General features: G+C 60.2%; 19 protein-coding genes, 3 other RNA genes and 2 pseudogenes. 16 read left to right on the top strand and 8 right to left on the bottom strand.

The features are described 5' to 3' along the window. From J5I97_RS12650 to J5I97_RS12665, 4 genes are read right to left on the bottom strand one after another with little or no spacing between them, the layout of a single operon-like run. Entirely contained in the window at positions 1-1,188 is a 1,188-nt protein-coding gene (locus tag J5I97_RS12650; RefSeq protein WP_208591728.1) for an enoyl-CoA hydratase/isomerase family protein, read from the bottom strand. Next, a complete protein-coding gene (locus tag J5I97_RS12655) occupies positions 1,188-1,985 on the bottom strand; it encodes an enoyl-CoA hydratase (RefSeq protein WP_208586887.1) in 798 nt (265 codons plus the stop codon). Before J5I97_RS12655 ends, J5I97_RS12650 begins: the two co-directional genes overlap by 1 nt. Continuing rightward, the gene (locus J5I97_RS12660) at positions 1,982-3,163 is read right to left on the bottom strand and encodes an acyl-CoA dehydrogenase family protein (protein WP_208586888.1); all 1,182 of its coding nucleotides are present in this window, start codon (positions 3,161-3,163) and stop codon (positions 1,982-1,984) included. The genes J5I97_RS12655 and J5I97_RS12660 overlap by 4 nt, the downstream gene beginning before the upstream one ends. A gap of 13 nt (positions 3,164-3,176) precedes the next feature. Beyond that, positions 3,177-4,682, bottom strand: coding sequence for a CoA-acylating methylmalonate-semialdehyde dehydrogenase (locus tag J5I97_RS12665; protein WP_208586889.1), 1,506 nt, complete (start codon positions 4,680-4,682; stop codon positions 3,177-3,179). Between the two features lie 137 nt (positions 4,683-4,819). Between J5I97_RS12665 and J5I97_RS12670 the strand changes: the two genes are divergently transcribed. Next, positions 4,820-6,205 (top strand): helix-turn-helix domain-containing protein, encoded by a 1,386-nt coding sequence (locus J5I97_RS12670; protein ID WP_208586891.1) that lies wholly within the window; start codon positions 4,820-4,822, stop codon positions 6,203-6,205. Positions 6,206-6,499: 294 nt separating this feature from the next. Beyond that, positions 6,500-6,599, top strand: a pseudogene (locus J5I97_RS20590) (DUF4982 domain-containing protein); the annotation flags it as partial. Between the two features lie 171 nt (positions 6,600-6,770). Here the strand turns inward: J5I97_RS20590 and J5I97_RS12675 are convergent. Beyond that, positions 6,771-7,076, bottom strand: coding sequence for a hypothetical protein (locus tag J5I97_RS12675; protein WP_208586893.1), 306 nt, complete (start codon positions 7,074-7,076; stop codon positions 6,771-6,773). Positions 7,077-7,308: 232 nt separating this feature from the next. Then, positions 7,309-7,393, bottom strand: a non-coding RNA gene (locus J5I97_RS12680) — sX9 sRNA. A gap of 311 nt (positions 7,394-7,704) precedes the next feature. On the opposite strand from J5I97_RS12680, the gene J5I97_RS12685 reads away from it, so the two are divergent. The 4 genes from J5I97_RS12685 (at position 7,705) to J5I97_RS12700 (ending at position 15,240) form a co-directional block, all read left to right on the top strand. Then, the gene (locus J5I97_RS12685) at positions 7,705-9,756 is read left to right on the top strand and encodes a hypothetical protein (protein ID WP_208586895.1); all 2,052 of its coding nucleotides are present in this window, start codon (positions 7,705-7,707) and stop codon (positions 9,754-9,756) included. Between the two features lie 201 nt (positions 9,757-9,957). Next, positions 9,958-11,802, top strand: a complete 1,845-nt coding sequence (locus tag J5I97_RS12690; RefSeq protein ID WP_208586897.1) for a hypothetical protein — start codon at positions 9,958-9,960, stop codon at positions 11,800-11,802. A gap of 456 nt (positions 11,803-12,258) precedes the next feature. Next, positions 12,259-13,503, top strand: coding sequence for a hypothetical protein (locus tag J5I97_RS12695; RefSeq protein ID WP_208586899.1), 1,245 nt, complete (start codon positions 12,259-12,261; stop codon positions 13,501-13,503). Between the two features lie 456 nt (positions 13,504-13,959). After that, positions 13,960-15,240, top strand: coding sequence for a hypothetical protein (locus J5I97_RS12700; protein WP_208586901.1), 1,281 nt, complete (start codon positions 13,960-13,962; stop codon positions 15,238-15,240). 162 nt (positions 15,241-15,402) lie between these two features. Here the strand turns inward: J5I97_RS12700 and J5I97_RS12705 are convergent. Continuing rightward, a non-coding RNA gene (locus J5I97_RS12705) (sX9 sRNA) lies at positions 15,403-15,478 on the bottom strand. 231 nt (positions 15,479-15,709) lie between these two features. Between J5I97_RS12705 and J5I97_RS12710 the strand changes: the two genes are divergently transcribed. Further along, positions 15,710-17,395, top strand: coding sequence for a hypothetical protein (locus J5I97_RS12710; protein WP_238135524.1), 1,686 nt, complete (start codon positions 15,710-15,712; stop codon positions 17,393-17,395). A gap of 285 nt (positions 17,396-17,680) precedes the next feature. Here the strand turns inward: J5I97_RS12710 and J5I97_RS12715 are convergent. Next, positions 17,681-17,744: non-coding RNA, sX9 sRNA (locus J5I97_RS12715), on the bottom strand. Between the two features lie 118 nt (positions 17,745-17,862). Between J5I97_RS12715 and J5I97_RS20595 the strand changes: the two are divergent. The 9 genes and pseudogenes from J5I97_RS20595 to J5I97_RS12755 form a co-directional block, all read left to right on the top strand. Continuing rightward, a pseudogene (locus J5I97_RS20595) lies at positions 17,863-17,946 on the top strand (IS5/IS1182 family transposase); the annotation flags it as partial. Positions 17,947-18,034: 88 nt separating this feature from the next. Beyond that, positions 18,035-18,292: a hypothetical protein gene (locus J5I97_RS12720; RefSeq protein WP_208586903.1), complete on the top strand. Its 258-nt coding sequence runs from the start codon at positions 18,035-18,037 to the stop codon at positions 18,290-18,292. 318 nt (positions 18,293-18,610) lie between these two features. Beyond that, a complete protein-coding gene (locus J5I97_RS12725; protein ID WP_208586906.1) occupies positions 18,611-18,940 on the top strand; it encodes an STAS domain-containing protein in 330 nt (109 codons plus the stop codon). Between the two features lie 18 nt (positions 18,941-18,958). Beyond that, positions 18,959-20,968 (top strand): chemotaxis protein CheA, encoded by a 2,010-nt coding sequence (locus J5I97_RS12730; protein ID WP_208586907.1) that lies wholly within the window; start codon positions 18,959-18,961, stop codon positions 20,966-20,968. A 67-nt stretch (positions 20,969-21,035) separates the two neighbouring features. Beyond that, on the top strand, positions 21,036-23,192 hold the full coding sequence (locus tag J5I97_RS12735; protein WP_208586909.1) for a methyl-accepting chemotaxis protein: 2,157 nt from the start codon (positions 21,036-21,038) through the stop codon (positions 23,190-23,192). A gap of 10 nt (positions 23,193-23,202) precedes the next feature. Then, positions 23,203-23,718, top strand: coding sequence for a chemotaxis protein CheW (locus tag J5I97_RS12740; protein WP_208586911.1), 516 nt, complete (start codon positions 23,203-23,205; stop codon positions 23,716-23,718). A gap of 26 nt (positions 23,719-23,744) precedes the next feature. Next, on the top strand, positions 23,745-25,031 hold the full coding sequence (locus tag J5I97_RS12745) for an EAL domain-containing response regulator (protein ID WP_208586913.1): 1,287 nt from the start codon (positions 23,745-23,747) through the stop codon (positions 25,029-25,031). Positions 25,032-25,035: 4 nt separating this feature from the next. Then, positions 25,036-25,842, top strand: a complete 807-nt coding sequence (locus tag J5I97_RS12750; RefSeq protein ID WP_208586915.1) for a CheR family methyltransferase — start codon at positions 25,036-25,038, stop codon at positions 25,840-25,842. Then, complete coding sequence (locus J5I97_RS12755; RefSeq protein ID WP_208586917.1) at positions 25,839-26,966, top strand: protein-glutamate methylesterase/protein-glutamine glutaminase; 1,128 nt, start codon at positions 25,839-25,841, stop codon at positions 26,964-26,966. Before J5I97_RS12750 ends, J5I97_RS12755 begins: the two co-directional genes overlap by 4 nt. The last annotated feature ends 5 nt before the right edge of the window (positions 26,967-26,971 follow it).

The raw sequence follows: 26,971 nt of genomic DNA on the forward strand, positions 1-26,971 counted from the left end.
TCAGCGTTCACCAAGATCAGGCGTACCAAGATCGGCAAGCGGATGCTGCGCGGCCGGCCACGGCGTAGCGAAGAAATGCGCAGCCCAGCGCGCATCCGCCTGGGCCAGCGACACTGGTTGCCACTGCGGTTGGCGGTCCTTGTCGATCAACAACGCGCGGATGCCTTCGGCAAAATCGCCATGCGCAGCGGCGTGCAGGGCAACCACGTATTCGGTGCGAAACGTGTCGGCCAGTGTCGAGGTGCCGGGATGGCGCTGCAGCTCCCAAGCCAGTCGCGCCGAGCCCGGTGCGCCGGCTGCCAAGGTCGCACGCGCCGCCTGCAGCCAGTTGTCCTCGCTTTGCACTGCCAGAATTGCAGCGACGACCCGATCCACCGTTTCACCGGCCACCAGTTGTTCGATCAGGGCGGCATGCACTTGCAGCGGACCCGGCTCCAACGGTTGCGCAATACCATGCAAAACAGCACTGAGCCGACTGCGATCGTCTTCGGCATTGCCGGTCCAGGTATGCGCGCTCAAGACATCCAGCACGGCGGCGTACTGCACATGCTCCAGACGCACATCTGCCAGCCCGGCATAGATGGCATCGCTGGCATCCAGCCACGCACCGGTAAGCGCCAGGAACAGCCCTGCACCCTGCCGAACACGGCGCAGTAACCAGCTGCCGCCAACATCAGGAAACAGGCCGACGCTGATCTCGGGCATGGCCAGACGCGAGCGCTCGGTGACCACGCGATGGCTGGCACCAGACATCAAGCCGATGCCACCGCCCATGACGATGCCATGGCCCCAGCAAAGCAGTGGCTTCGGGTAAGTGTGGATGCGATGGTCGAGCCGATATTCTTCTTCGAAAAACGCTGCTACGTGCGCATTGTCGGCTGGTTGCATGCGGCGCCGCTGCACATCGGGCACCGCATCGCGATGCGCACGCATGCTCTGGTACAACCCATGCAGATCGCCGCCAGCGCAGAACGCTTTTTCGCCTGCGCCGCGCAACACCACACAGGCAATCCGCGCCTCGTCGGCCCAGGCGCGCAGCTGCGCATCCAGCAGACGCGTCATCTGCAACGACAAGCTGTTGAGCGTCCTAGGTGCGTTCAACGTGGCAATGCCGATGCGATGTCCATCAACGCAGTTGCGCTGCTCGAACAGGACCGGCGCTGCTTCGGTTGCGCTCACGCCCACCATCAGCGATCGCTCCACTGTGGCGTGCGTTTTTCCAGAAACGCTGCCACACCCTCGGCTTGATCGGCCTGCTCGAACAGATCGACGAAGGCTTCGCGCTCTGCAATCAGCGCAGCGGCGTGCGTGGCGTGGCGGGTGGACTGCACCAGACGCTTGCATGCAGCCACACTCACCGGACTTTGCGTGCCGGCACGCTGCGCCCAGGCAATGGCATGCGCACGCGCCTCCCCCGTGCCAACGACTTCTTCCACCAGCCCGATGCGTTGCGCGGTTGCCGCATCGATGCGCTCACCGAGCAGGATCATGCGCTTGGCCCAGCCTTCGCCGACCAGGCGCGGCAGATTCTGGGTACCACCGGCGCACGGCAACAGGCCGACGCTGGCTTCTGGCAAGGCCATTTGCGCGTGCTGCTCGGCAATACGCAGATCGCAGGCCAAGGCGCATTCCAGCCCGCCGCCCATCGCATAGCCGTTGATCGCCGCAATCGAGACGCCACGGAACGCGCTCAACGCCTCGAACGCTTGGCCAAACCGCCGCGCCGCTTCGCGCGCGTTGGCCTTGTCGCCATCGGCAAACTGCTTGAGGTCGGCCCCGGCGCTGAAAAATTTTTCGCCTGCGCCGGTGATGACCAGTGCGTAGATGCGGCGGTCGGCATCCAGTGCTTGCACCAGATCGCGCAGCGCTGCAAGGCTGTGCACGGTCCAGGTGTTGGCCGGCGGATTGCGCAAGGTAACGATGGCGACATGGCCATCGCGTTCGACCTGCAGACCGGTATGGAGACGCCCTTCCCAATCGCTCATCGCAGTTCCTCCTCGCCGTTTAGCAGATGACGCGCAATGATCATGCGCATCACTTCGTTGGTGCCTTCCAGGATGCGATGCACGCGGCTGTCGCGCAGCAGCCGCTCGATCGGATACTCGCGGATATAGCCGTAGCCGCCATGGATCTGCAGTGCGTCGTCGCAGATCGCAAAGCCGGCATCGGTGGCGAAGCGCTTGGCCATTGCGCACCACACGGCGGCATCGTGGCTGCCGGCATCGAGCTTGCGTGCAGCGGTGTGCACCATCTGCCGGGCGGCCACCAACTGGGTAGCCATGTCGGCCAGTTTGAACTGCAGCGCCTGAAAATCTGCGAGTTTCTTGCCGAATTGGCAACGCTCGCCCATGTAGCGACGCGCCGCGTCCAGTGCGCCTTGCGCCGCGCCCAGCGAACACGCCGCGATATTGATGCGGCCACCGTCCAGTGCCTTCATCGCCATCTTGAAGCCTTCGCCTTCCTTGCCAAGCAGATTGCCGACCGGGATACGCAGGTTTTCGAAAGTCACCCCGCGCGTGGGCTGGCTGTTCCAGCCCATCTTTTCTTCCTTGCGGCCGTAGCTGATGCCCGGGGCATCGGCAGGCACGACAAACGCACTGATCCCACGCGCGCCGTCTTCGCCAGTGCGCGCCATCACCACCAGCACATCGGTGGCACCGGCGCCGGAAATGAAGGCCTTGCTGCCGTTGAGCACATAGCTGTCGCCGTCCCGCTGCGCGCGTGTTTTGAGCGATGCCGCATCCGAGCCGGCCCCCGGTTCGGTCAGGCAATACGAACCGAGCTTGACGCCGCTGGTCATCGCTTCGCCCCACTGCGCGCGCACCGCGTCAGTACCGTAGCTGGCGATAAACCATGCCACCATATTGTGAATGCTGATGAAGGCCGAGGTGGACGGGTCGACCGTGGCGAGCTCTTCGAACACTACCGCCGCATCGAGCCGACGCATTCCCAGACCTCCCACGCCTTCGTCGGTATAAAGACCGCAAAAACCCAGCTCCGCGGCCTTGGCGATCGCCTCACGCGGGAAGTGGCTTTCCGCATCCCAGCGCGCAGCATGCGGGGCGAATTCCTTGTCGGCAAACTCGCGTGCAGCGGCGCGGAACGCCTGTTGCTCGTCGTTCAAATCGGCGGCATTGGCCGGTAGATGGATGGCTGCGTTCATGGTGGTCTATCGGTTATTTGAGAGAGATAGTGGTGTTGACGCCGTGGCCCAGCGTGTCGTCGTCGAACCAGCGCGCGGTCACGGTCTTGGTCTGGGTGTAAAACATCACCACCTGCTTGCCATACGGGCCGAGATCGCCGAGCTTGGAGGCGCGCGAACCTGTGAACGAAAACAGCGGCACCGGCACCGGAATCGGCACGTTGATGCCGACCTGGCCCACGTCGATGTCTTCCTGAAACCGCCGCGCAGCTGCACCGGACTGCGTGAACAACGCGGTGCCGTTGCCGTTGGGATTGGCGTTGACCAGGGCAATGGCCTCGTCCAGCGTGGCCGCCTCCAGAATCACCAGCACCGGGCCGAAAATTTCTTCGTCGTAGATGCGCATGCCAGGTTTGACGCCCGAGAAAATCGTCGGGCCGACGAAGTTGCCTTGCTCCAATCCCGGCACGTGCGGCGCACGCCCATCCAGTTCCAAGGTGGCGCCCTGCTCTACGCCGGCGGCGATCAGCCCTTCCACACGCTCGCGTGCCGCACAGGAAATCAGCGGGCCCACATCGGTGCCCGGCGCGGTGCCGGCACCCAGCTTCAAGGTCTTGGCCTTGGCCACCAGCGCGGGAATCCACTGCCGCGCTTGGCCCACCAACACCAATGTGGAGGCCGCCATGCAGCGCTGTCCGGCGGCGCCGAACGCGGCACCGACCATCGCGTTGAGGGTCTGTTCCTGATTGGCGTCCGGCAGCACCACGGCATGATTCTTCGCGCCCATCATGCATTGCACGCGCTTGCCGGCCAGCGACGCGCGTTGATAGACGTGCGTGCCGACCTTGGTCGAGCCGACAAACGACAGCGCCTTGATCTGCGGGTGATCGCACAGCGCGTTGACTACCTCTTCCCCGCCGTGCACGACATTGAGCACGCCCTTGGGAATGCCGGCCTGCAAGGCAAGTTCCACCAGCCGCATGGTCACCATCGGGTCCTGTTCGGACGGCTTGAGCACGAAGGTGTTGCCGGTGGCGATGGCCATCGGAAACATCCACAACGGAATCATCGCCGGGAAGTTGAACGGGGTGATGCCCGCGCACACGCCCAGCGGCTGCAGCAGGCTGTAGGTGTCCACGCCGTTGGCAACGTTGTTGGCCAGCTCGCCCAGTTGCAGATTGCCGATCGCCGCGGCGTGCTCCACCACTTCCAACCCGCGGAACACATCGCCTTCGGCATCGGCCAGTGTCTTGCCCTGCTCGGCGCTCAGCAGCGCGGCCAACGCGGGCAGATGTTCGCGGATCAACTGCTGGTATTTGAGGAAGATGCGCGCACGCGTGCCGATCGGCGTTTTGCGCCAGCTGACGAACGCTTGCCTGGCCGCAGCCACCGCCGCATCCACCTCGCTGATGGTGGCGAACGGTACCTGCGCCAGCAGAGATTGATCGGCCGGGTTCACTACGTCCTGCCAGTGCGTGCTGGCGGAGACCACGAACTGGCCATCGATCAATAGGCACATGCGGGGGACCGAATCACGCATCGCAGGGCTCGCTCATTTCAGGGGGATCGAGCCGCAAAAGGCTATGGCTTCGCATTGTTCGCACCCCAACCCAGCATTCCCAGCCGCAGATTGCTTAATCGCGCTAAGCTGGTTCCACAATTTTGCGAATCTTGCAAATGCCACAGTCGCAGCCCCAACTTCGGCGCCAGCTCGGTCTGCGCCTGCAACGACTACGTGTGCGCCACGGCTTGACCCAAGCCGAATTGGCACGCCGGCTTGGCCTGTCGCCGAGCTACCTGAACCAGATCGAGCGCAATCAGCGGCCGCTGACACTGGCGATCCAGCAGCGACTCAAGACAGCCCTGGGCGATCTGGACGGATTGCTGGATGTGGACGACCCGGCCGCCCTGGTCGAGCCGCTGGACGCGTCGCTGCGCAGCCTCGGCCACAGTCTGTCGGCCGCCGAGCTGCGCGTGCTCACCGGCAACCTGCCGCAGGTGGCCCAAGCACTATTGGACCTGCACCGCGCCCACCGGCACCTGCGCGAACGCAATGCCGCGCTGGAACTGCAGATCGGTATCGACCATGCGGCGATGCCCTTGCTGTCGCCTGGCGAACAGGTACGCGATTACTTCAACCGTGCGCACAACTATTTGCCCGAGCTGGATGAGCGCGCCGAATCGCTGTACGCCGAACTCGGCTTGACTCCGGAAAATCTGCCGTTGCGGCTACGCCAACGCTTGGCCGACCGCCACGGCCTGCTGGTGCACGAATCCACCGACCTGCACAGCGACAAACGCAGCGTGGATGCGCAGGCGCGCGTGCTGTGGCTGCCCGCTCACCTACGTCCCGGCCAGCAGGCGTTTCAGATGGCAGTGCAGTTGGCATTGCTGGAATGCGCACCACTGCTGGAAGCGCGCATCGCCGATGCGGGCTTCGAAGACGCCGAACGCATCGCGTTGTCGCGCATTGGGTTGTCGAATTATTTCGCTGGCGCGCTGGTGATGCCGTATAGCCAATTCCTGCACAGCGCGCAGACCTCGCGCTACGACATCGAATGGCTGGCCGACCGCTTCGGCGTGGGTTTCGAAGCGGTCTGCCATCGGCTCAGCACCTTGCAGCGCCGCGGCGCCGCCGGGTTGCCGATTTTCTTCATGCGCGTGGATCGCGCCGGAAATGTGTCCAAGCGTCACTCGGCCACCGACTTTCACTTCTCGCATGTCGGCGGTGCCTGCCCGCTCTGGATCGTCTACGAAGCCTTCAACCAGCCCGACCGCATCCTCACCCAAATCGCGCGCATGCCCGACGGCCGCCGCTATTTCTGGCTGGCCCGCCAGGTCAGCAGCGGCGCACCCGGATATGGCCGCCCGCGCAAAACCTTTGCCTTGGCGATGGGCTGCGATCTGCGCCATGCCGATCAACTGGTGTATGCGCGCGGCTGGGATCTGGATGCGGTGGACGATGCAGTGCCGATCGGCCCGGGTTGCCTGAGCTGCGAACGCAGCGACTGCATGCAGCGCGCGTTTCCGGCCTTGCCACGGCTGCCGGCCAGCGCGCGCTAGTTGCACGATCGAGAGCAAATCGTCACCTCCGCGCAAGCGTCCAGTACGCCCGCAAGCGTCGAGATCGGCATGACCAGTCTTGAAGATGGGTTTCCCGCGCGCGGCAGGCTTGCAGCGCCAGAATACTTCGTTGGAAGGCAATGGCCTGCGCTTCTACCCCGAAGCTGACCCATGCAGGACAGGGAGCACACCAGCGCGATCGATCATCGTGCCAGCACCGCGCAAGTGAACAAGCAACTCATATAACGCAGCACTACACCACTTCGCCTATCCCGTGCGGACGCACCAGAGCGGTTTCCCAAGGACAACTACAGGTACTTGCCGCGCGCAATGGACCAACGAACCGGTACTGCATCTATTCCCGCACTGGAACAGGGACGACCTGCTGCAACCCATTATTAAGGAGCGCTGGTCGCTGCTCGAAACAATTGACAGCACCGCAATGCCGGAGCCATCACCCGCCTCGGCATTACAATGACGTCAGGCCCGGACATCGACGATGCCCATCAGCCATTCCGGCCTAAGCCCTTTGTATCAAGACCCTGTGTTTGTTTGATCGGCGCACTCAAGCATCTTCAATTCCCGCACTCGAGTCGCGCGGAAAATACCGACTGAGTTTTTCTTCCCACGCATGGAATTGCTCAAGCGTATAGGTGTCCATCGGACGCGGGTCGTCGGCAAGTGCTTTCTTATGCGCCACATACGCGATGCGTTGCGACGACAACTCATCCCAGGCAATTCGGAGCGCGGCTGGGTCAGGATGCGAGACCAGCATGGCTTCCAGCAGTGTGGCCTGCGCGACGCGTGCAGCCAGCAGATCGCTGAGCGCCTCGGTGACGGCCTGCATCCATTCCTGATTACGGTTTTCCATGCTCTACACGTCGTACTTGATGGCTGGTTGGCAACCTTAGCCTGACGGCCGACACGACGATGTGCAACAGTGGTAACCCTCAGTGACAGAGCGCATTTGGCATGGACATGCTAGAGCGTGTTATGCCCGTTGGGATGAGATGCATCGGTGATCAGCGGCGCGGAGCCGGTGCTGCGTGGCGTCGGCCTGGCTGAGACCGCCAAGGCAAACGGCGCGGCGCCCGCTCCGTGCCGCCTGACCACCAACCCATCACGTAGCGAGCAGTCGTCAAGTGGGTGCGGACGGCGCGGAGAAACAGCAGTGTACGCGGGGTACATGCCAATTCCGAGCACCGGCAGCGCCCGCATGGCGGTGAGCGCGGTAGTTTAGTTAGCCGCTCTCAGCCCAAAAGGTGTGCCACGCCCTATTGTCGGGCTTGCTTGTCGCGATCGGCTACCGCTTGCTGCCGAGCTTGCCGTGATCGGTACGGTCCGGTGTCGTCGTCATTATACCGATGACTTCAAGGTCCAATCCGTCACTCGACAAACGTTGCCAGCGCGCGCGCCTTAAACGCTCACGTTGGTGTTCGGCAAACCCGCTACGTCTTCGCCATCTGCGCACCGGGTGTGCGATCGATCGATCAAAATAATTGATTATCGAAGGCTGGATCGGCAGCGCTCCGACCAGATGGAAAGCAAGCTCATCAGCCGGGCAAATGCGGGAGAGCTGGCAGTGTTCAGCGGCTATCCCTGCGCTGCATCAGCTTGACAAGATCCAGCAACAAGCCGTCTTTTTCATCATGAAGCGGAGCGAAAAAATGGTGAGGCCAAAGAGCAGCAATCGTCGGACGCATGCCCAGAGCACCTACCAAAGCCTGCCAGAGCAGCCGACTGGCTGGCCGGCGAGCCCGGGCGGTGCTCCGGCCGGAATATCGTCGTCCTCAGCGCCCTCCGGCGTCCTCGGCGAACTGACAGCTCGACCGACTAAACTCCGTCGCACCGAGGCATCTGCTGTGCGTTTGGTGCCGGCATCGGGCGCGCATCCAGCGCCGAACGGCACATCGATGCCGTTTGCCTCCTCCGCGTTGCCGTACGGCGACCTGCCTCCCAACAGTCATGTGCATCATCATCCGCTTTGGCGTACTGATGCACCTGAGCTCCAGGGCGCAACAGCGCAGCAGCGTGTTTTTGAAGACGCCGCAGTTCATGAAGAACCTCGGGCGGCAGCCAATCGTCCATCAACCTTGCCCCGTGGGCCAACCCCGTTCGCCGAGCTAAGCGGCGACATTCGAGACGGGACCGTGTTGTCAGGCTCCAAGACACCCTATCCAACCGACACGGCACTCATCGCGCGGTTTGTAGACGGCGCCGAGAAGGGAGATAGCAACTTCACCACCACAAGAATTTACAGCCAAGCCTTGATACGTTTTAGCGATTGGCTCAGACAGCAGAACAAAGGTAGTGTGCAGGAACGGCTTTTCAAAGACAAAGAAGCGCTGGAACAGGATGCCTCGAATTTTCAACAAGGGTATAAAAGTAATTATCTGACCTCGGGACTGAATCAGCTGCGTACCATGGCAGTTGCCACCGACGGAACGGTAAAGTTACGGGGTTACCCCCGCCATCAGGCTCCCGACGAGGATACGCAACTCATCAATGCTGCGCTTTCTGCTAAACCCCAGCAGGCAAGCGCGTTGCGCGCGTTCAGTGCATGGCTGCATGCCCAGGGTAAAAAGGGATTGTGCGAAACCGGCAGACTGCACTCCCAGACCTTGATGGATGACGCCAAGGCCTTCGTAAAAACCGGCATGGCGAGCAGTAGCAGGTCAGTGTCGGCGCTGAAGCACCTGGAGGCCTTTTACTGTGCCGGAGCAACGGATATCGTGGCAAGGCGTAAAAGGCGCGATATCCACGAAGTCGACCACCAACTCAGCGAGCAATTTAAAGCTGCTTTTTCGGCGTCCGGCCTCGATAACAAATACGCTGACGGGAGATCCTACGGCAAGATGCTGTCAGAGCGTCTGATGCGATTCAGCGTTTGGCTAAATAAGAACCAAAAGGGTCCGATGGCATCGCGTTTGCACGACCAAACGTTGGATGACGATTTGAAACTCTTCACCTATGACAAGTCACCAAATTACCGCAATTGTATGAAACACATGCTGACGCAAGTGCGCACGATGTTGCCTCCTGACGTGCAGTTGCCCGACCTGGGAAGCAGAGCTGAACCGGCGGAGCATTCTTATTCCTACATGTTTCCACTCACTCCTGAGGGTGGTTGGCCGCAGGCGGCTGAAGGCGTCTGGATTCCCGATACGCCCGAGCAGGAGGTGACGGGACCTGCGTGGCCAACCCAGCCCGCTGCGTCGAGTCCCCCTCTTGAATTCGACTGGGGGGGCGCACTGCGTCAAGCGGATGTTTTGTCGCAGGGGCATCAAAATTTGTCGCAAACGCATCCAAGCAATTGGGATATCGATAACTTTTCTGATCAGTTCATGGGGTCTGAGCAGTTCATGGGGCATTCGTTGTCAGCCCAGCCTGGGGCGTCGATTTCCAACATTCCATTCGACTGGCAGGCAATGCATCCAGCAGCGACAGAGCCGCATCACTCCACCGCTATGCCGCAAGCGCCGATATTGACCTTCGACGAGAATGACACTGGGCTCGACTGCAACGATGGTGAACGGCATGTTCCCAAATGACTATTGCATCATGGAATTTACGATCGGCAGATGTCCGTCTCCGCAACGTAGAGTATTGCGTCGCGCTATACCGGGCACGGACGACACGTGAAACCAGCCCCAACTTTAGTTGTCGGTGCTCAGCGGATATCCCTGAGCCGCACCAGCTTGGCGAGATCCAGGAACAAGGCGTCTTTTTCATCACGAAACGGAGCGAAAAAAATGCAGATCCACAAGAGCAGCAATCCTCGGACGCATACCAATCAAAGCACGCCAGAGCAGGCCACTGTCCGGCCGGCTGGCGCGGGCACCGTTGCGTCCGGAATATCGTCGTCCTCAGCGCCCTCCGGCGTCCTCGGCGAACTGGCAGCTCGACCGACTAAGCGCCTTCGCACCGAGGCATCCGCTGTGCGTTCGACGCCGGCATCGGGCGCACCTCCGGCCCCGAACGGCACATCGATACGGTTTCCCTTCGCGTTGGATTGCGACGACCTGCCACCTAACAGTCATCTTCAGCTTTGGCCTGCTGATGCTCCTGAGCTCCAGGGCGCAACAGCGCAGCAGCCTGCTTTTGAAAACGCCGCAGTTCATGAAGAACCTCGGGCGGCAGCAAATCGTCCATCAACCTTGCCCGGTGGGTCCACCACGTTCGCCGAGCTAAGCGGCGACATTCGAGACGGGACCGTGTTGTCAGGCTCCAAGACACCCTATCCAACCGACACGGCACTCATCGCGCGGTTTGTAGACGGCGCCCAGAAGGGGAAGAGCAACTTCAACACCATAAGAATTTACAGCCACGCATTGATACGTTTTAGCGATTGGCTCAGACAGCAGAACAAAGGTAGTGTGGAGGAACGACTTTTCAAAGACAAAGAAGCGCTGGAACAGGATGCCTCGAATTTTCAACAAGGAAACAAACGCAATCTTGTGACCTCGGCACTGAAGCATCTGCGTACCATGGCAGTTGCCACCGACGGAACGGTACAGGCCCGGGGTTACCACCGCCATGACGCTCCTGACGAGGATACACAATTCATCAATGCTGCGCTTTCTGCTAAACCCAATGAGGCAAGCGCGTTGCGCGCGTTCAGTGCATGGCTGCATGCCCAGGGCAAAAAGGGATTGTGCGAAACGGACAGACTGTACTCCCAGACCTTGATGGATGACGCCCAAGCCTTCGTAAAAACCCGCATGGCGGGCAGTAGCAGGTCAGTGTCGGCGCTGAAGCACCTGCGAGCCTTATACCGCGCCGGAGCGGCGGATATCTTGGCAAGGAGTAAAAGGCGTAATATCCACGAAGTCGACCACCAACTCAGCGAGCAATTTAAAGCTGCTTTTTCGGCGTCCGGCCTCGATAACAAATACGCTGACGGGAGATCCTACGGCAGGATGCTGTCAGAGCGTCTGATGCGATTCATCGTTTGGCTAAAGAAGAACCAAAAGGGTCCGATGGCATCGCGTTTGCACGACCAAACGTTGGATGACGATTTGAAACTCTTCACCTATGGCCAAACACCAAATTACCACAATTGTATGAAACACATGCTGACGCAAGTGCGCACGATGTTACCTCCTGACGAGCAGTTGCCCGACCTGGGAAGCAGAGCTGAACCGGCGGAGCCTTCTTATTCCTACATGTTTCCACTCACTCCTGAGGGTGGTTGGCCGCAGGCGGCTGAAGGCGTCTGGATTCCCGATACGCCCGAGCAGGAGGTGACGGGACCTGCGTGGCCAGCCCAGCTCGATGCGTCGAGTCCCCCTCTTGAATTCGACTGGGGGGGCGTACTGCATCAAGAAGATGTTTTGTTGCAGAGGCATCAAAATTTGTCGCAAACGCATCCAAGCAATTGGGATCTCGATGACTTTTCTGATCAGTTCATGGGGCATTCGTTGTCCGCCCAGCCTGGGGCGTCGATTTCCAACATTCCATTCGACTGGCAGGCAATGCATCCAGCAGCGACAGAGCCGCATCACTCCACCGCTATGCCGCAAGCGTCGATATTGACCTTCGACGAGAATCACACTGGGCTCGACTGGAACGATGGTGAACGGCGTGTTCCCGAATGACTATTGCATCATGGAGTTTACGATCGGCAGATGTTCGCCTCCGCAACGTAGAGTATTGCGTCGCGCTATACCGGGCACGGCCGACACGTGAAACCAGCCCCAACTTTAGTTGTCGGTGCTCAGCGGATATCCCTGAGCCGCACCAGCTTGGCGAGATCCAGGAACAAGGCGTCTTTTTCATCACGAAACGGAGCGAAAAAAATGCAGATCCACAAGAGCAGCAATCCTCGGACGCATACCAATCAAAGCACGCCAGAGCAGGCCACTGTCCGGCCGGCTGGCGCGGGCACCGTTGCGTCCGGAGTATCGTCTTCCTCAGCGCCCTCCGGCGTCCTCGGCGAACTGGCAGCTCGACCGACTAAGCGCCTTCGCACCGAGGCATCCGCTGTGCGTTCGACGCCGGCATCGGGCGCACCTCCGGCCCCGAACGGCACATCGATACGGTTTCCCTTCGCGTTGGATTGCGACGACCTGCCACCTAACAGTCATCTTCAGCTTTGGCCTGCTGATGCTCCTGAGCTCCAGGGCGCAACAGCGCAGCAGCCTGCTTTTGAAAACGCCGCAGTTCATGAAGAACCTCGGGCGGCAGCAAATCGTCCATCAACCTTGCCCGGTGGGCCAGCCCCGTTCGCCAAGCTAAGCGGCGACATTCGAGACGGGACCGTGTTGTCAGGCTCCAACACACCCTATGAAGACGACACGGCACTCATCGCGCGGTTTGTAGATGGCGCCCAGAAGGGGAAGAGCAACTTCAACACCACAAGAGTTTACAGCCACGCATTGATACGTTTTAGCGATTGGCTCAGACAGCAGAACAAAGGTAGTGTGCAGGAACGGCTTTTCAAAGACAAAGAAGCGCTGGAACAGGATGCCTCGAATTTTCAACAAGGAAACAAACGCAATCCTCTGACCGCGGCACTGAATCATCTGCGTACCATGGCAGTTGCCACCGACGGAACGGTACAGGCCCGGGGTTACCACCGCCATGACGCTCCTGACGAGGATACACAATTCATCAATGCTGCGCTTTCTGCTAAACCCCAGCAGGCAAGCGCGTTGCGCGCGTTCAGTGCATGGCTGCATGACCAAGGCAAAAAGGGATTGTGCGAAACCGGCAGACTGCACTCCCAGACCTTGATGGATGACGCCAAGGCCTTCGTAAACACGCGTATAGCGAGCAGTAGCAGGTCAATGTCGGCGCTGAAGCAACTGCGGGCCTTTTACCGCGCCGGAGCAACGGATATCGTGGCAAGAAGTAACATATTTCCACTCACTCCTGAGGGTGGTTGGCCGCAGGCGGCTGAAGGCGTCTGGATTCCCGATACGCCCGGGCAGGAGGTGACGGGACCTGCGTGGCCAGCCCAGACCGCTGCGTCGAGTCCCCCTCTTGAATTCGACTGGGGGGGCGCACTGCATCAAGAAGATGTTTTGTTGCAGGGGCATCAAAATTTGTCGCATTTGTCGCAAACGCATCCAAGCAATTGGGATCTCGATAACTTTTCTGATCAGTTCATGGGGCATTCGTTGTCCGCCCAGCCTGGGGCGTCGATTTCCAGCTTTGCGTTCGACCCGGATGCAGTGCAGCCAGAAGCCACAGAGCGGCATCACTCCACCGCTATGCCGCAAGCGTCGATATTGACCTTCGACGAGAATGACACTGGGCTCGACTGGAACGATAGTGAACGGCGTGTTCCCGAATGACTATTGCATCATGGGGTTTACGACCGGCAGATGTTCGTCTCCGCAACGTGGAGTATTGCGTCGCGCTATACCGGGCACGGCCGACACGTGAAACCAGCCCCAACTTTAGTTGTCGGTGCTCAGCGGATATCCCTGAGCCGCACCAGCTTGGCGAGATCCAGGAACAAGGCGTCTTTTTCATCACGAAACGGAGCGAAGAAAATGCAGATCCACAAGAGCAGCAATCCTCGGACGCATACCAATCAAAGCACGCCAGAGCCGGCCACTGTCCGGCCGGCTGGCGCGGGCACCGTTGCGTCCGGAGTATCGTCTTCCTCAGCGCCCTCCGGCGTCCTCGGCGAACTGGCAGCTCGACCGACTAAGCGCCTTCGCACCGAGGCATCCGCTGTGCGTTCGACGCCGGCATCGGGCGCACCTCCGGCCCCGAACGGCACATCGATACGGTTTCCCTTCGCGTTGGATTGCGACGACCTGCCACCTAACAGTCATCTTCAGCTTTGGCCTGCTGATGCTCCTGAGCTCCAGGGCGCAACAGCGCAGCAGCCTGCTTTTGAAAACGCCGCAGTTCATGAAGAACCTCGGGCGGCAGCAAATCGTCCATCAACCTTGCCCGGTGGACCCACCCCGTTCGCCGAGCTGAGAGACACAATTCGACACAGGACCGAGCCATCACCCTATCCTGTCGATAGTGCACTCATCGCGCGGTTTGTAGACAGCATTGAGGAGGAAGCGAGCAGCTTCGACACCGCGAAAATGTACACCAATGCGTTGATGCGTTTTAGCACTTGGCTCAGGCAACAGAACAAGGATAGTCTGCAAGAGCTGCTCTGCAAAGGCGAAGGCGAGCTGAAAAGTGAGGCTCTTAATTTTAAAAAAGGGAAGAAAAACTCTTGTCTGAACGCGGCACTGTCGCATCTGCATTCCATTGCATCTACCAGCCACGGAACGGTAAAGATCCGGGGTTGCCGCCACTATGAGGTTCATGGCAGCGATGAACCATTCCTCAAAAGCGCGCGTTCTGCTACTCCCTATGTCACAGCATTGCGCGCGTTCAGTGCATGGCTGCATGACCAGGGTAAAAAGGGATTGTGCGAAACCGGCAGACTGTACTCCCAGACCTTGATGGATGACGCCAAGGCCTTCGTAAACACGGGCATGCCGAACAGCCAAAAAGCAGTTAAGGCGCTGTCGCAGATTGAGGCCTTTTACAGCACCGGAAAGAAGTCCGGCATGATGAGGCTCAGTACGCGTGATATCGACGAAGGCGACCACCAACTCAGCCAACAATATGAAGCTACTTTGGTGGCATCGGGCCGCAATCAGACATACACTAACGGGCAAAGCTACGCTGGTAAGCTGTCAGGCCGTGCGCGCCAATTCAGCGCCTGGCTAAAGCAGCAAGGAAAGAATCCGATGACGTCGCGTTTGCACGACCAAACGTTGGATGACGATTTGAATCTCTACGTCGCTGGCAAAAACAAAAGTTATGCGGGTACTTTTAGACTCATGCTGGAACAAGTGCGCCAGATGTCGTCTCTTAAGATGCAGCCGCACGACCTCGAAAGCAGAGCTGAGTCGGCGGAGTCTTCTGACTCCTCCATGTTTCCACCCCATCCTAAGGGTGGTTGGCCACAGGCTCCTGAGGGTGGTTGGCTGCAGGCGCCTTACAGCTGGGATCTCAATATGCCCGCGGAGGAAATGGATGGAGCTTCCGGGTCAACCCAGCCCGAGTCGTAGAGTTCCACGTTTATATTCGACCGGGATGCAATGTATCCGGACGCCGCAGCGCACCACCGCTATGTCGCATAACGTCACTACTGAGCTTCGACGAGAATGATACTGGCCCAACTGGAAACATACTCCACAGCCTGTTCCCGAATAGTTCACGCTCTTTAGAGCGGCTAACAAACCGTAGCGAGCAGTCGTCAGGCGGGAGCGGACGGCGCGCAGGAACCGGAGTGTACGCGTGGTACATGCCGATTCCGAGCACCGGCCGCGCCCGCCTGACGGCGGCGCAGTAGTTTTGTTAGCTGCTCTTAATGCTTGAGAGCTGGATCAGCAGCACTTCGCCCAGACGGGAAGCAAGTTCACCATTGGGGCCAATGCGCGAGAACTGGCGGTGTTCAGCAGATATTCCTGCGCTGTATCAGCTTGACGAGATCCAACAACGAGCCGTTTTTTTCATCATGAAGCGGAGTGAAAAATAATGTGGAGCACAAAGGGCAGTAGTGGTCGGACGCATGCCCAGAGTACCTACCAAAGCGTGCCAGAGCAGGCGACTGCCCGGCAAGCGAGCCCGGGCGCCGTTGCGCCCGGAATGCCATCGCCCTCAGCGCCCTCTGGCGTCATCGGCGAACTGACAGCTCGACCAAATAAGCGCCGTCGCACCGAGGCATTTGCTGTGCATTCGGAGCCGGGATCGGGCGCGATTCTGGGTCAAAACGGCACATCGATGCCGTTTGCCTCCTGCGCGATGCCGTACGACGATCTGCCCCCAAACAATCATGTGCATCATCCCACGCGTGGGCGTGCCGATGCGCCTGAGCCACAGTGGACACCAGCGCACCAGTCTGCTTTTGAAGACGTCGCAGTTCATGAAGAACTTCAGGCGCCAGTGGATTGGCCATCAACTCCGTGCGATGGGCCCAGCACGTTCGCCCAGCTGAGCGGTGAGATTCGGAGCGGGACGGGGCAGTCAAAGTTCCATACACCCTATCCAGCCGACAGGGAACTCATCGCGCAGTTTGTAGACATTGCCAAGAAGGTAAGGGCCAAGCTGGACAACACAAAAGCCTACGCCTATTTATTGATACGTTTTAGCGAGTGGCTCAGGCAGCAGAACAAGGCTGGTCTGCAAGACCGTCTCGGCCAAGGCGAAGACGCACTGAGAGAAGATGCCTGCGACTTCCAAAAAGGGGCGCAACGCCCTCGTCTGGCCGCGGCACTGACGCAGCTGCTTAAAGTGGCATCTCCAACCGACGGAACGGTAAAGATCCGCAGTTACAGCCACCATGTGGCTGCTGACGGCGATACGGAAGAACTCATCAAGAGTGCGTTTTCTGATAACCCAGCGTACGCACGCGCCTTGCGCGCGTTCAGTGCATGGCTACATACCCAGGATAAAGAGGGATTTTCCGAAACGCACAGACTGCAATCCCAGACCTTGATGGATGAGGCCAAAGCCTTCGCAAAAGCACGCATGGCGGGCAGTCAAAAGTCGGTTGCGGCACTGAAGCAATTGCGGATCTTTAAACTTACCGGAAAGACGGCTTTAGCAAAGAGGTGCGGTACGTTTGATGTTCCCGAAGCCGACCGCCAACTCAGCGAGAAATTTAAATCTGATTTTTTGGCGTCCTGCCGCGAAAATGAATACGTTAACCCGAAAAAATTCGTCGATAATATGTCATTCTTTCTGATGCAATTCAGCGCTTGGCTAAAGAAGAAAAAAAAGGAGAAAATAGCGTCGCGCCTGCACGACGAAACGTTGAATGACGATTTGCGTCTTTATTCCAATGAGAAGAGTGCAGACTACAAGAATAAAACGATAGGCATGCTGAATCACCTGCGCAAGATATTTCCTCCTAACATGCAGTTGCCCGACCTCAGAAGCATAGGTGAATCGGCGGAGCCTTCCTACTCGTCCTACTCGTCCATGTTTCCACTCACTCCTGAGGGTGGTTGGCCGCAGGCGGCTGAAGGCGACTGGATCCCCGATATGCCAGAGGAAGATGTGATGGGACCTGCGTCGTCAGCTCAACCCGAGGCGTCGAGTTACAACATTTCATTCGACTGGGAGGCACCGTATCAAGAAGCGACAGAGCCGCAGCACACCACCGCGATGTCGCAAGCGTCAATACTGAGCTTCGACCAGAAGGACACTGGGCCCAGTTGAAAACGTGGTGCACAGCAGGTTCCCCAATGGCTATTGCAGCATGAAGTTCGCGATAAGCAGACTGGTTCGTATCTGCGGCATTGACTATCGCGTTGTCACCAAATATCTCGAGGTCGACGGGGTGAACCAAGCCAAACTTTATCTTCATCCAGAAAATTTTTGATGTGGCTGAGCGGTGCGCCCTATGCGTTAGGGCACATCGCATCGCCGATGCAGTGCGCTGACATGTTGTCCGTTGAGGATGAGGCAGTGATCGTCCATTTCTGAAAATCGAGTACTTAGAGTGGCTAACAAAAGCGTCAGGTGGGCGTGGACGGCGCGCAGGAACCGGAGTGTACGAGTGGTACATGAGGATTCCGAGCACCGGCCGCGTCCGCCTGACGGCTGCGCAGTAGTTTTGTTAGCCGCTCTTAGGGCCGCTAACAAAACCCTTTGAATATTGTCTCACCGGCGGCAAAATTGCGGATATGACACGTCGCAAAAAGTTCCCCATTTCTCTGTGAAAGCGCATCGAGCCACTGATTGCGCAAGTGAAGCGTTCGCCCAAAGGCTATGTCGCAAGCGTTAATACCGACCCTCGACGAAAATGACACTGAGCACAGCTGGAACGAAAGTGAACAGCGTGCTCCCGAATGACTATTGCATCAGGGGGTTTACGATCAGCAGATCGTTCGTATCCGCGACGTAGTGTATCGCGTCGTCGCGATACCGGGTACGGCCAATACGTGGAACCAGCCCAACTTTCCCTTTGCGGGCGAGCCGAGCAACGATTCCGCGCCGCTTGAGGTGATCGCGACAGCGCTCGATATCGGTCGCGTTGCGATGTGCCGTGTCCGCAATTTTCCTAACATCGATAAAGCGTTCGAGCGTTTTTTTATCCAATGTAAGGCGAGATAATTCGGAGTTATCCCGCCTGAGCTCTATCGCAGCAACTGAAGCACGCTGGGCACTGAAATATGTCTTGCGACACTGTCCAGGACATTCGGCTCCTGAGCCTGCTTACGACAAAGCTGAGCAGTTAATGCCCAAGCGGTGACGCACTTAGCAAAATCCGTCGTTTCGATGAATTTTGCCTAAACATTCCCGCTGGGGGCCGATACCGACATAGACCGGCATGTCTCCATGTGCAGAGTTGCCCACGCAAGCCCACGCCGCCGCGACCTTTCATCACGCCCTGATACACACACGTGCGCCATCGCATCGCTTGAGGCACCAATGAACACGCCATTATTCGATCTACCCGCGCCGCTGACACTCGTCCTGGAAGGCGAGATGACCATCCGTCGCGCCGCAGAGCTTAAGCCGTTGCTGCAGCCGGCACTGCTGCATCCAGGCGGATTGCATCTGGATCTTGGCGCGGTCAGCGAGATCGACACCACCGGCCTGCAGTTGCTGTTGGCCACCAAGCAGGCGATCCAGGCCAATGGGCGACCGTTTTCGCTGACCGATTCCAGTCGTGCGGTGGTCGATGTGATCGAACTGCTCGGCTTGCTGGATGCGCTGTACCCGCATGCGATCGCGGGGTTCGGCGAGCGTATTCACTAACGGATTGGTGACCTGCGCATGGACATGAATCAGCTGATGCAGACCTTCCTGGCCGAGAGCCGGGATCTGCTCGAAGACATGGAACGCCACCTGCTCGAAGCCGAGCGTGGCGAGTCTTCGCCGGACGCAGTCAACGCGATCTTTCGTGCCGCGCATACCATCAAGGGCTCCGGTGGCTTATTCGATCTGCCGCAGCTGGTCGGCTTCACCCACATCGTGGAAAGCGTGCTGGACCTGGTACGCGACGAGGCGCTGACGCTGAGCTCGGAACTGATCGGGCTACTGCTGGTGTGCTGCGACCATATCCATGCGCTGGTAGAAACTGCCGCCGATCCAGGCCATGCCGATCCGGCCGCACTCGCCGCCGAAGCGGAACCCTTGCTGGCGCAACTGCAAACCTATCTGCATGTCAGCATCTGTGGCATTACGACCACCGCGATCCAGCACAGCACGCCTGAAAAACAGAGCGGTTACTGGCGTATCACGCTGAAATTGTCTGCCGATGGATTGCGCTACGGCAACTCGCCGCTCAAGCTGATTCGCAACCTGCGCGGGCTGGGTTCGGTCGAATCGATCGGCACCGATTACAGCCAGTTGCCGGGCTTTGAAGAACTCGACCCGGAAGCCAACTATCTCGGTTTCCAGATCCTGCTACGCAGCGATGCCGACCGCGCCGCGATCGAAGAAGTGTTCGAGTTCGTGCGCGAAGATTGCGACCTGGAGATTGCCGCGGTGCCGGCGCCGATCGATGCCGCCGCTCTGCGCGCAAGCGAACTTGTGCTGGCAGCACCTGCAGTCAGCGCGCTCGCAGCAATGCCAGCCGCAGCGTCCGCACCGGCGCGTGCAACACCTGACACCGGCGCACGCAATACCGACGCAAGCTCGATCCGCGTTGATGCCGACAAACTCGATCGCATGATCGATCTGGTCGGCGAACTCATCATCGCGGTGGCCAGCACCAATGCCAATGCGCAGCGCACTGGCGACGCGCAATTGCTGGAATCGGCCTCGCTCCTGGCCGGCCTGGTCGAAGACGTGCGCGAAAGCGCCTTGCAACTGCGCATGGTCAAGATCGGCGGCACCTTTAGCCGGTTCCAGCGCGTGGTGCACGATGTGGCGCGCGAACTCGGCAAGGACATCGCACTGGTGGTGGCCGGCGAAGACACCGAGCTGGACAAATCGGTGGTGGAAAAGATCGGCGACCCACTCACCCATCTGGTGCGCAACGCGATGGACCACGGCATCGAGCCGGCCGATGTACGTGTGGCTCGCGGCAAACCCGCACGGGGCACCGTCGGGCTCAACGCGTATCACGACTCCGGCAGCGTCGTCATCCAGATCACCGACGACGGGGGCGGCCTGAACCGCGACCGCATTCTGGCCAAAGCGCTGGAACGCGGACTGATCGAACCCGGCCGCCAACTCAACGACCGCGACGTGTTCGCAATGATTTTCGAGCCGGGATTTTCCACCGCCGAAAAAGTCACCAATCTGTCCGGGCGCGGCGTCGGCATGGACGTGGTCAAGCGCAACATCGCCGCGTTGCGCGGCACGGTCGAGATCGACAGCGCTGCCGGCGTGGGCACCACCATCTCGGTGCGGCTGCCGCTGACCTTGGCCATTATCAATGGCTTCCAGATCGGTGTCGGCAAATCGGTGTTCGTGGTGCCACTGGATGTGGTGGAGGAATGCGTGGAGTTCACACCCAACGACGCCAGCGACTACATCGATCTGCGCGGCAGCGTGCTGCCGTATGTGCGCCTGCGCGAATTGTTCGCGCTCGCCGGCAAAACACCGACGCGCGAAAGCATCGTGGTGATCCGCCAGGGCGCACAGCGCTTCGGCTTGGTTGTGGACACGCTGCTGGGCGAATGGCAAACGGTAATCAAACCGTTGTCCAAGATCTTCGCACAGGTCAAAGGCATCAGTGGCTCGAGCATTCTGGGCAGCGGCGATGTCGCGCTGATTCTGGATGTGCCCAGCCTGATCCAGCAATTGCATCCCAACCATGACGCGTTGGCGGCCTGAGCGTTCGCAGTATTGCTCCCTACAACCCGCGTCGTTTGTCATTCACTGACCCCAGGAAGCTCCCGCCATGTCACACCGTCTGCCAATCAACACGCAATTGTGGTTTACCGCCGCATTTGCGCTTGCCCTGCCCGTTGTGGTGGTCATCGCCTGCTTGGCGCTGACGCTGTCGCATGCTGCATTGCTGGGTGCCAGCATCGCTGCGGCGATCGTCGGCGGTATATTGCTGGTCTGGGCAATCCGGATCGCAAACGACTCGTTGGATCTTGCTACCACTACGCTGGACGCATTCTCGCGCGGCAACTTCGATATCGCCTTGCCGCAGGTCGGCGACGAACGTACCGGCGACATGCTGCGCGCATTGCGCAAGCTGCAAAGCGGCATCCGTCACGTCAACGACGAGATCAACCGGGTCTCGCACGAACACGATGCCGGCGAGATCGACGCGCGTATCGCTGTGGTCCGCTTCGATGGCGACTTCCGCACCATGGGCGATGGCATCAACCGCATGGTTGCCAGCCATATCGCAGTGAAAAAACAGGCGATGGCCTGCGTGGCCGAGTTCGGTCGCGGCAACTTCGCCGCAGAGCTCGAACGTCTGCCAGGCAAGAAAGCCTTCATCAATGAAGTGGTCGACCAGATCCGCGGCAACCTCACCGGCATGGTTGCCGAGGTCAACCGCATGTCGACCGAGCACGATGCCGGCGATATCGATGTGGTCATCGACACGCAGCGCTTTACCGGTGATTTCCGCCGGATGGCCGAAGGCATCAACGCGATGGTCGCCGGCCACATCGCAGTCAATAAACAGGCCATTGCCTGCGTGAGCGAATTCGGCCGCGGCAACTTCACCGCGCAGCTGCCGTTGCTGCCGGGCAAGAAGCGCTTCATCAATGAAACCATCGAACAGGTGCGCGGCAACCTTACCGGGCTGATCGGCGAGATCAACCATATGTCGGCCGAACACGAAGCCGGCGATATCGATGTGATTATCGACAGCACACGTTTCGATGGCGATTTCCGCAGCATGGCGCTTGGCATCAACCAGATGGTCGGCGCGCATATCGCGGTCAAGAAACTGGCGATGGGCGTGGTGGCCGAATTCGGCCGCGGCAACTTCGATGCACCGCTTGCACAGCTACCGGGCAAGAAAGCCTTCATCAACGACACCGTGGAGCGTGCGCGCAGCAATCTGCGCAGTATTTCAGAAGTGATCCAGGTCATGGGCGCGATGGCCGAGGGCGACCTCACCCATACCGTGGAAGGCCGCTACGAAGGTGCATTCGCCGACATGCAGCGCTACGTCAACACCACCATGAGTCGCTTGACCGAGATCGTCGATGAGGTCAATCGCAACGCCGAAAATCTCGCCAGCGCGTCGGAGCAAGTCAGTTCCACTGCACAGGCGCTGGCACAGGCCGCCAGCGAGCAGGCGGCAGGCGTGGAAGAAACCAGCGCCTCGCTGGAACAGATGACCGCCTCCATTGCGCAGAACACCGAGAACGCGCGCGTCACCGACAGCATGGCCGCCAAGGCCGCCAGCGAAGCGGCGGACGGTGGCGAGACCGTGCGCGCTACGGTGGCCGCAATGAAGGACATCGCCAAGAAGATCGGCATTATCGACGACATCGCCTATCAGACCAATCTGCTTGCGCTCAATGCCGCCATCGAGGCCGCACGTGCCGGCGAACACGGCAAGGGCTTTGCGGTGGTGGCGGCGGAAGTGCGCAAGCTGGCAGAGCGCAGCCAGATCGCCGCGCAGGAAATCGGCGAAGTGGCTGGCTCCAGCGTGGAATTGGCCGAAAGCGCCGGCCGCGTACTTGGCGAGATGGTGCCCTCGATTCGCCGCACCTCCGACCTTGTGCAGGAAATCGCTGCAGCGTCCGAAGAACAGACCGCCGGTGTCGGCCAGATCAACACCGCCGTCGGCCAGTTGAACCAGACCACACAATCGGCTGCGGCCAATGCCGAAGAACTGGCAGCAACCTCGGAAGAAATGAGCGCGCAGGCCGACCAGTTGCAGCAGCTGATGGGCTTCTTCCGGCTCGGCAATGGCGGGCACAGCACGACATCGGGTAACAGCAAGCCGGGCCGGCGCCGGATCGCATCGCCTGGCACCAGCACGGCGATCAGTGCGCCGCCGCGGCGCACCAACGTGCGCCAGATCAGCGCGGTAGCCGCAACCGCCGATGCGATCGACGAATCGCAATTCGCCAGCTTCTGAGGAACCAACGATGCAAGCGCATAAGGCAGCCACCACCCTCGTCCCGTCAGCGACGGCACCGCAGCAATACCTGACCTTTTTGCTGGGTTCGGAGATGTTTGGCCTGGGCATCCTCGGCATCAAGGAAATCATCGAATACCGTGTGCCCACCGATGTGCCGATGATGCCGCCGGCCCTGCGTGGCGTGATCAACCTGCGCGGAGCCGTGGTGCCGGTGATGGATCTGCAGCAACGCTTCGGCCGCAATGCCAGCGCGATCACCAAACGCAGTTGCATCGTGATCGTGGAGATCACACACGGCGACACGCATCAAGTGCTTGGCCTGCTGGTGGATGCAGTCAGCGAAGTGCTGGAGATCGCGCCCAACCACATTGTCGACACACCCAGCTTCGGCGCCGGCATCGCCCGCGATTTCATTCATGCCATGGGCAAGATCGGCGAGCGCTTCGTGATCCTGCTCGATGCCGATTCCGTATTGGGCAACGACGCACTCGCCCAGCTACCCACCGCCGAGCTGGCGGCCTGACCTCCCGCATGCACGCAAGGACTCCCATGCGCCCTGCCGTTCTATCCTGTAACTGCACGCTGGCCGGCCCGGTGCTGGTTATCGATGACAGTGCGGTGCAACGCGAACACGCCATGGCATTGTGCCGCCAACTCGGCGCCACCCTGGTCGACGGCGCAGTCGATGGCCACGCGGCGCTGGAGTGGCTGGCGCGCGTCGATGCGCCTTCGCTGTTGCTGGTCGATCTCGAAATGCCGGGTATGGACGGCGTGCAATTGCTCGATGCCTTGGCACGCAGTCAGTACAGCGTGCCGGTGGTGGTGGTATCGCAACGCGGTGGGGCGCTGATCGATGCGGTGATGCAGCTCAGCAGCAGCGCCGGCGTGCGCGTGCTCGGCGGTATCGAAAAGCCGATGCATCTGCAGGATCTGGCCACCGTGCTGGATTGCGCGCCGGACATTAGTGCAAGCATACCGGCCACTGCAGCGGTGGCGATGTCGCTACTGATGTCTGGCGGCGCCGCCGCAGCGTCGCGCCTGGATCGCGCCATGCGTCGCGGCGAAATCCGTGTAGCCTACCAGCCCAAGCTCGATCTCAAAGACGGCTGCCTGCGCGGTGTGGAAGCGCTCGCACGTTGGCGCCGCCCGCAAGGCGACATGATCGGGCCGGACCGCTTCATTCCGCTGGCCGAACGCGAAGGCTTGATCCACGCATTGACGCAGCAAGTGATCGACAAAGCCATCGCGCAGTTGGTGGACTGGCGCGCCGAAGGTTTGGAGCTGAGCCTGGCATTGAACCTGTCGCCGAATCTGCTCAGCGAGCAGGATTTTCTCGAACAGCTGTGCGGCAAGTTGAGCGACAACGGGCTGAGCCCTGCGGATCTGGTGCTGGAACTCACCGAAAGCGCAATCGTGGAGCCGGCCAACGCATTGAGCATGTTGGCGCGTCTGCGCCTGCACGGCTTCGGGTTGTCCATCGACGACTACGGCACCGGCTTCTCGTCGCTGCAGCGTCTTGCCAGCATTCCGTTTACCGAACTCAAACTGGATCGCAGCTTCGTGCATGCCGCGCATCGCAGCCGCAGTCAGCGCACCGTGCTCGAATCCACGCTGGAACTGGCGCATCGCCTCGAACTCACCGCGGTGGCCGAAGGGGTGGAAACACCGGACGACTGGCGCCTGCTGCGCGAGCTGGGTTGCGATCTGGCGCAAGGCTATCTGATGGGCTCGCCGATGCCAGGGCCGATGCTATCGGAATGGTGGCGCGAACATGCCGAGCGCATCGCGCGCCTCAGCGGCGGTGAATTGCCAGCCAGCGATGCGGACCTGGCCTGAACACATGAGTACTGCCACCGCCATTACCGAACAGGAATTCGGCCGCTTCCAGCGTTTCATCTTCGAAGCGACCGGCATCAGCATCTCGCCCGGCAAGAAAGCCATGCTGTGTGGCCGCCTGGGCAAGCGCCTGCGCGAACATCAATTCAGCACCTACACACAATATTTGCAGCTGCTGGAAAGCCGCCAGGATCGCAGCGAAATCCAGACTGCGATCGATCTGCTCACCACCAACGAGACCTATTTTTTTCGCGAGCCCAAGCATTTCGAACTGTTGCGCAAACTGGCCGGCGCGCATCGTGGCGGCCTGCCGTTCCGCTGCTGGAGCGCTGCCAGCTCCAGCGGCGAAGAGGCTTACAGCATGGCGATGGTGCTGGACGACACCTTGCAAGGGCGCCCGTTCGAGGTGGTAGGCACCGACATCAGCACCCGCGTGCTGGCCCAGGCGCGCACAGGGCATTACACGTTGCAACGCATCGACGGCATCCCGCAGCAGTATCTCAAGCGCTACTGCCTGCGTGGCCAGGGCGCCTACGACGGCACCTTGCTGGTGGAACGGTGCCTGCGCGATCGTGTTCACTTCGTGCACGCCAACCTCAATACCGGGCTGCCGTCGCTGGGCAGTTTCGATGCAATCTTCCTGCGTAACGTCATGATCTATTTCAATGGGCAGACCAAGCGCGAAGTGATCCTGCGCGTGCTGGCCAACCTCAAGTCGGGCGGGCATTTCTGCATAGGTCATTCGGAAAGCCTGAGCGAACTCGACATCGATCTGGTCCAGGTGGCTCCATCGATTTTCCGCAAGGCATGAACCAAGGACCCACCGTGTCGACAGCGTTCAACCGCCCCGCCGTCGGCCCCAACACCATCAAAGCCATGGTGGTCGACGATTCGGCGGTGGTGCGCCAGGTACTGGTGAGCGTGCTCAACGACGCGCCCGGCATCGAAGTGATTGCCACCGCTGCCGACCCGCTGCTGGCGATCGAAAAGATGCGTCAGCAATGGCCGGACGTGATCGTGCTGGATGTGGAAATGCCGCGCATGGACGGCATCACTTTCCTGCGCAAGATCATGAGCGAGCGCCCTACCCCGGTGGTGATCTGCTCCACGCTCACCGAAAAAGGCGCGCGCGTCACCATGGATGCCTTGGCCGCCGGTGCGGTAGCGGTGGTGACCAAACCGCGGCTGGGGCTCAAGCAATTCCTCACCGATTCGGCAGACGAACTGGTCGCAACCGTGCGCAGCGCCGCACGCGCCAACGTCAAGCGGCTGGCAGCACGGGTCACCGCAACGCCGCTGGAAGCCGAGGTCAAACACACCGCCGATGTGATCCTGCCAGCACAAAGCGGACGCACCTTGGCGCAGACCACCGAACGCATCGTCGCCATCGGTACATCTACCGGCGGCACCCAGGCACTGGAAGAAGTGCTGACCGCGTTACCGCGCGTGTGCCCCGGCATCGTGATCGTGCAGCACATGCCGGAGAAGTTCACTGCCGCCTTCGCTGCCCGCCTCAATGGCCTGTGCCAGATCGCAGTGAAAGAAGCCGTCGATAACGATCGCGTGATGCCGGGCCGTGCCTTGATTGCACCGGGCGGCAAGCATCTACTGTTGCGCCGCAGCGGCGCGCAATACTTCGTCGAAGTACTGGAAGGCCCGCCGGTCAATCGACATCGCCCCTCGGTGGATGTGCTGTTCCGCTCAGTCGCGCGTGCGGCTGGAAGCAATGCGCTGGGCATCATCATGACCGGCATGGGCGACGACGGTGCCGCCGGACTACTGGAAATGCGTCATGCCGGTGCGCGCACCGTGGCGCAGGACGAACACACCAGCATCGTGTTCGGCATGCCCAAGGAAGCGATCAAACGCGGCGGCGCCGATCGCATCCTGCCGCTAGGCGCAATGGCGCGCGAGATAGCGACGCAGTTGCAGTGAGTTGC

The organism is Xanthomonas fragariae (assembly GCF_017603965.1).
GTDB classification, from domain to species: domain Bacteria; phylum Pseudomonadota; class Gammaproteobacteria; order Xanthomonadales; family Xanthomonadaceae; genus Xanthomonas; species Xanthomonas fragariae_A.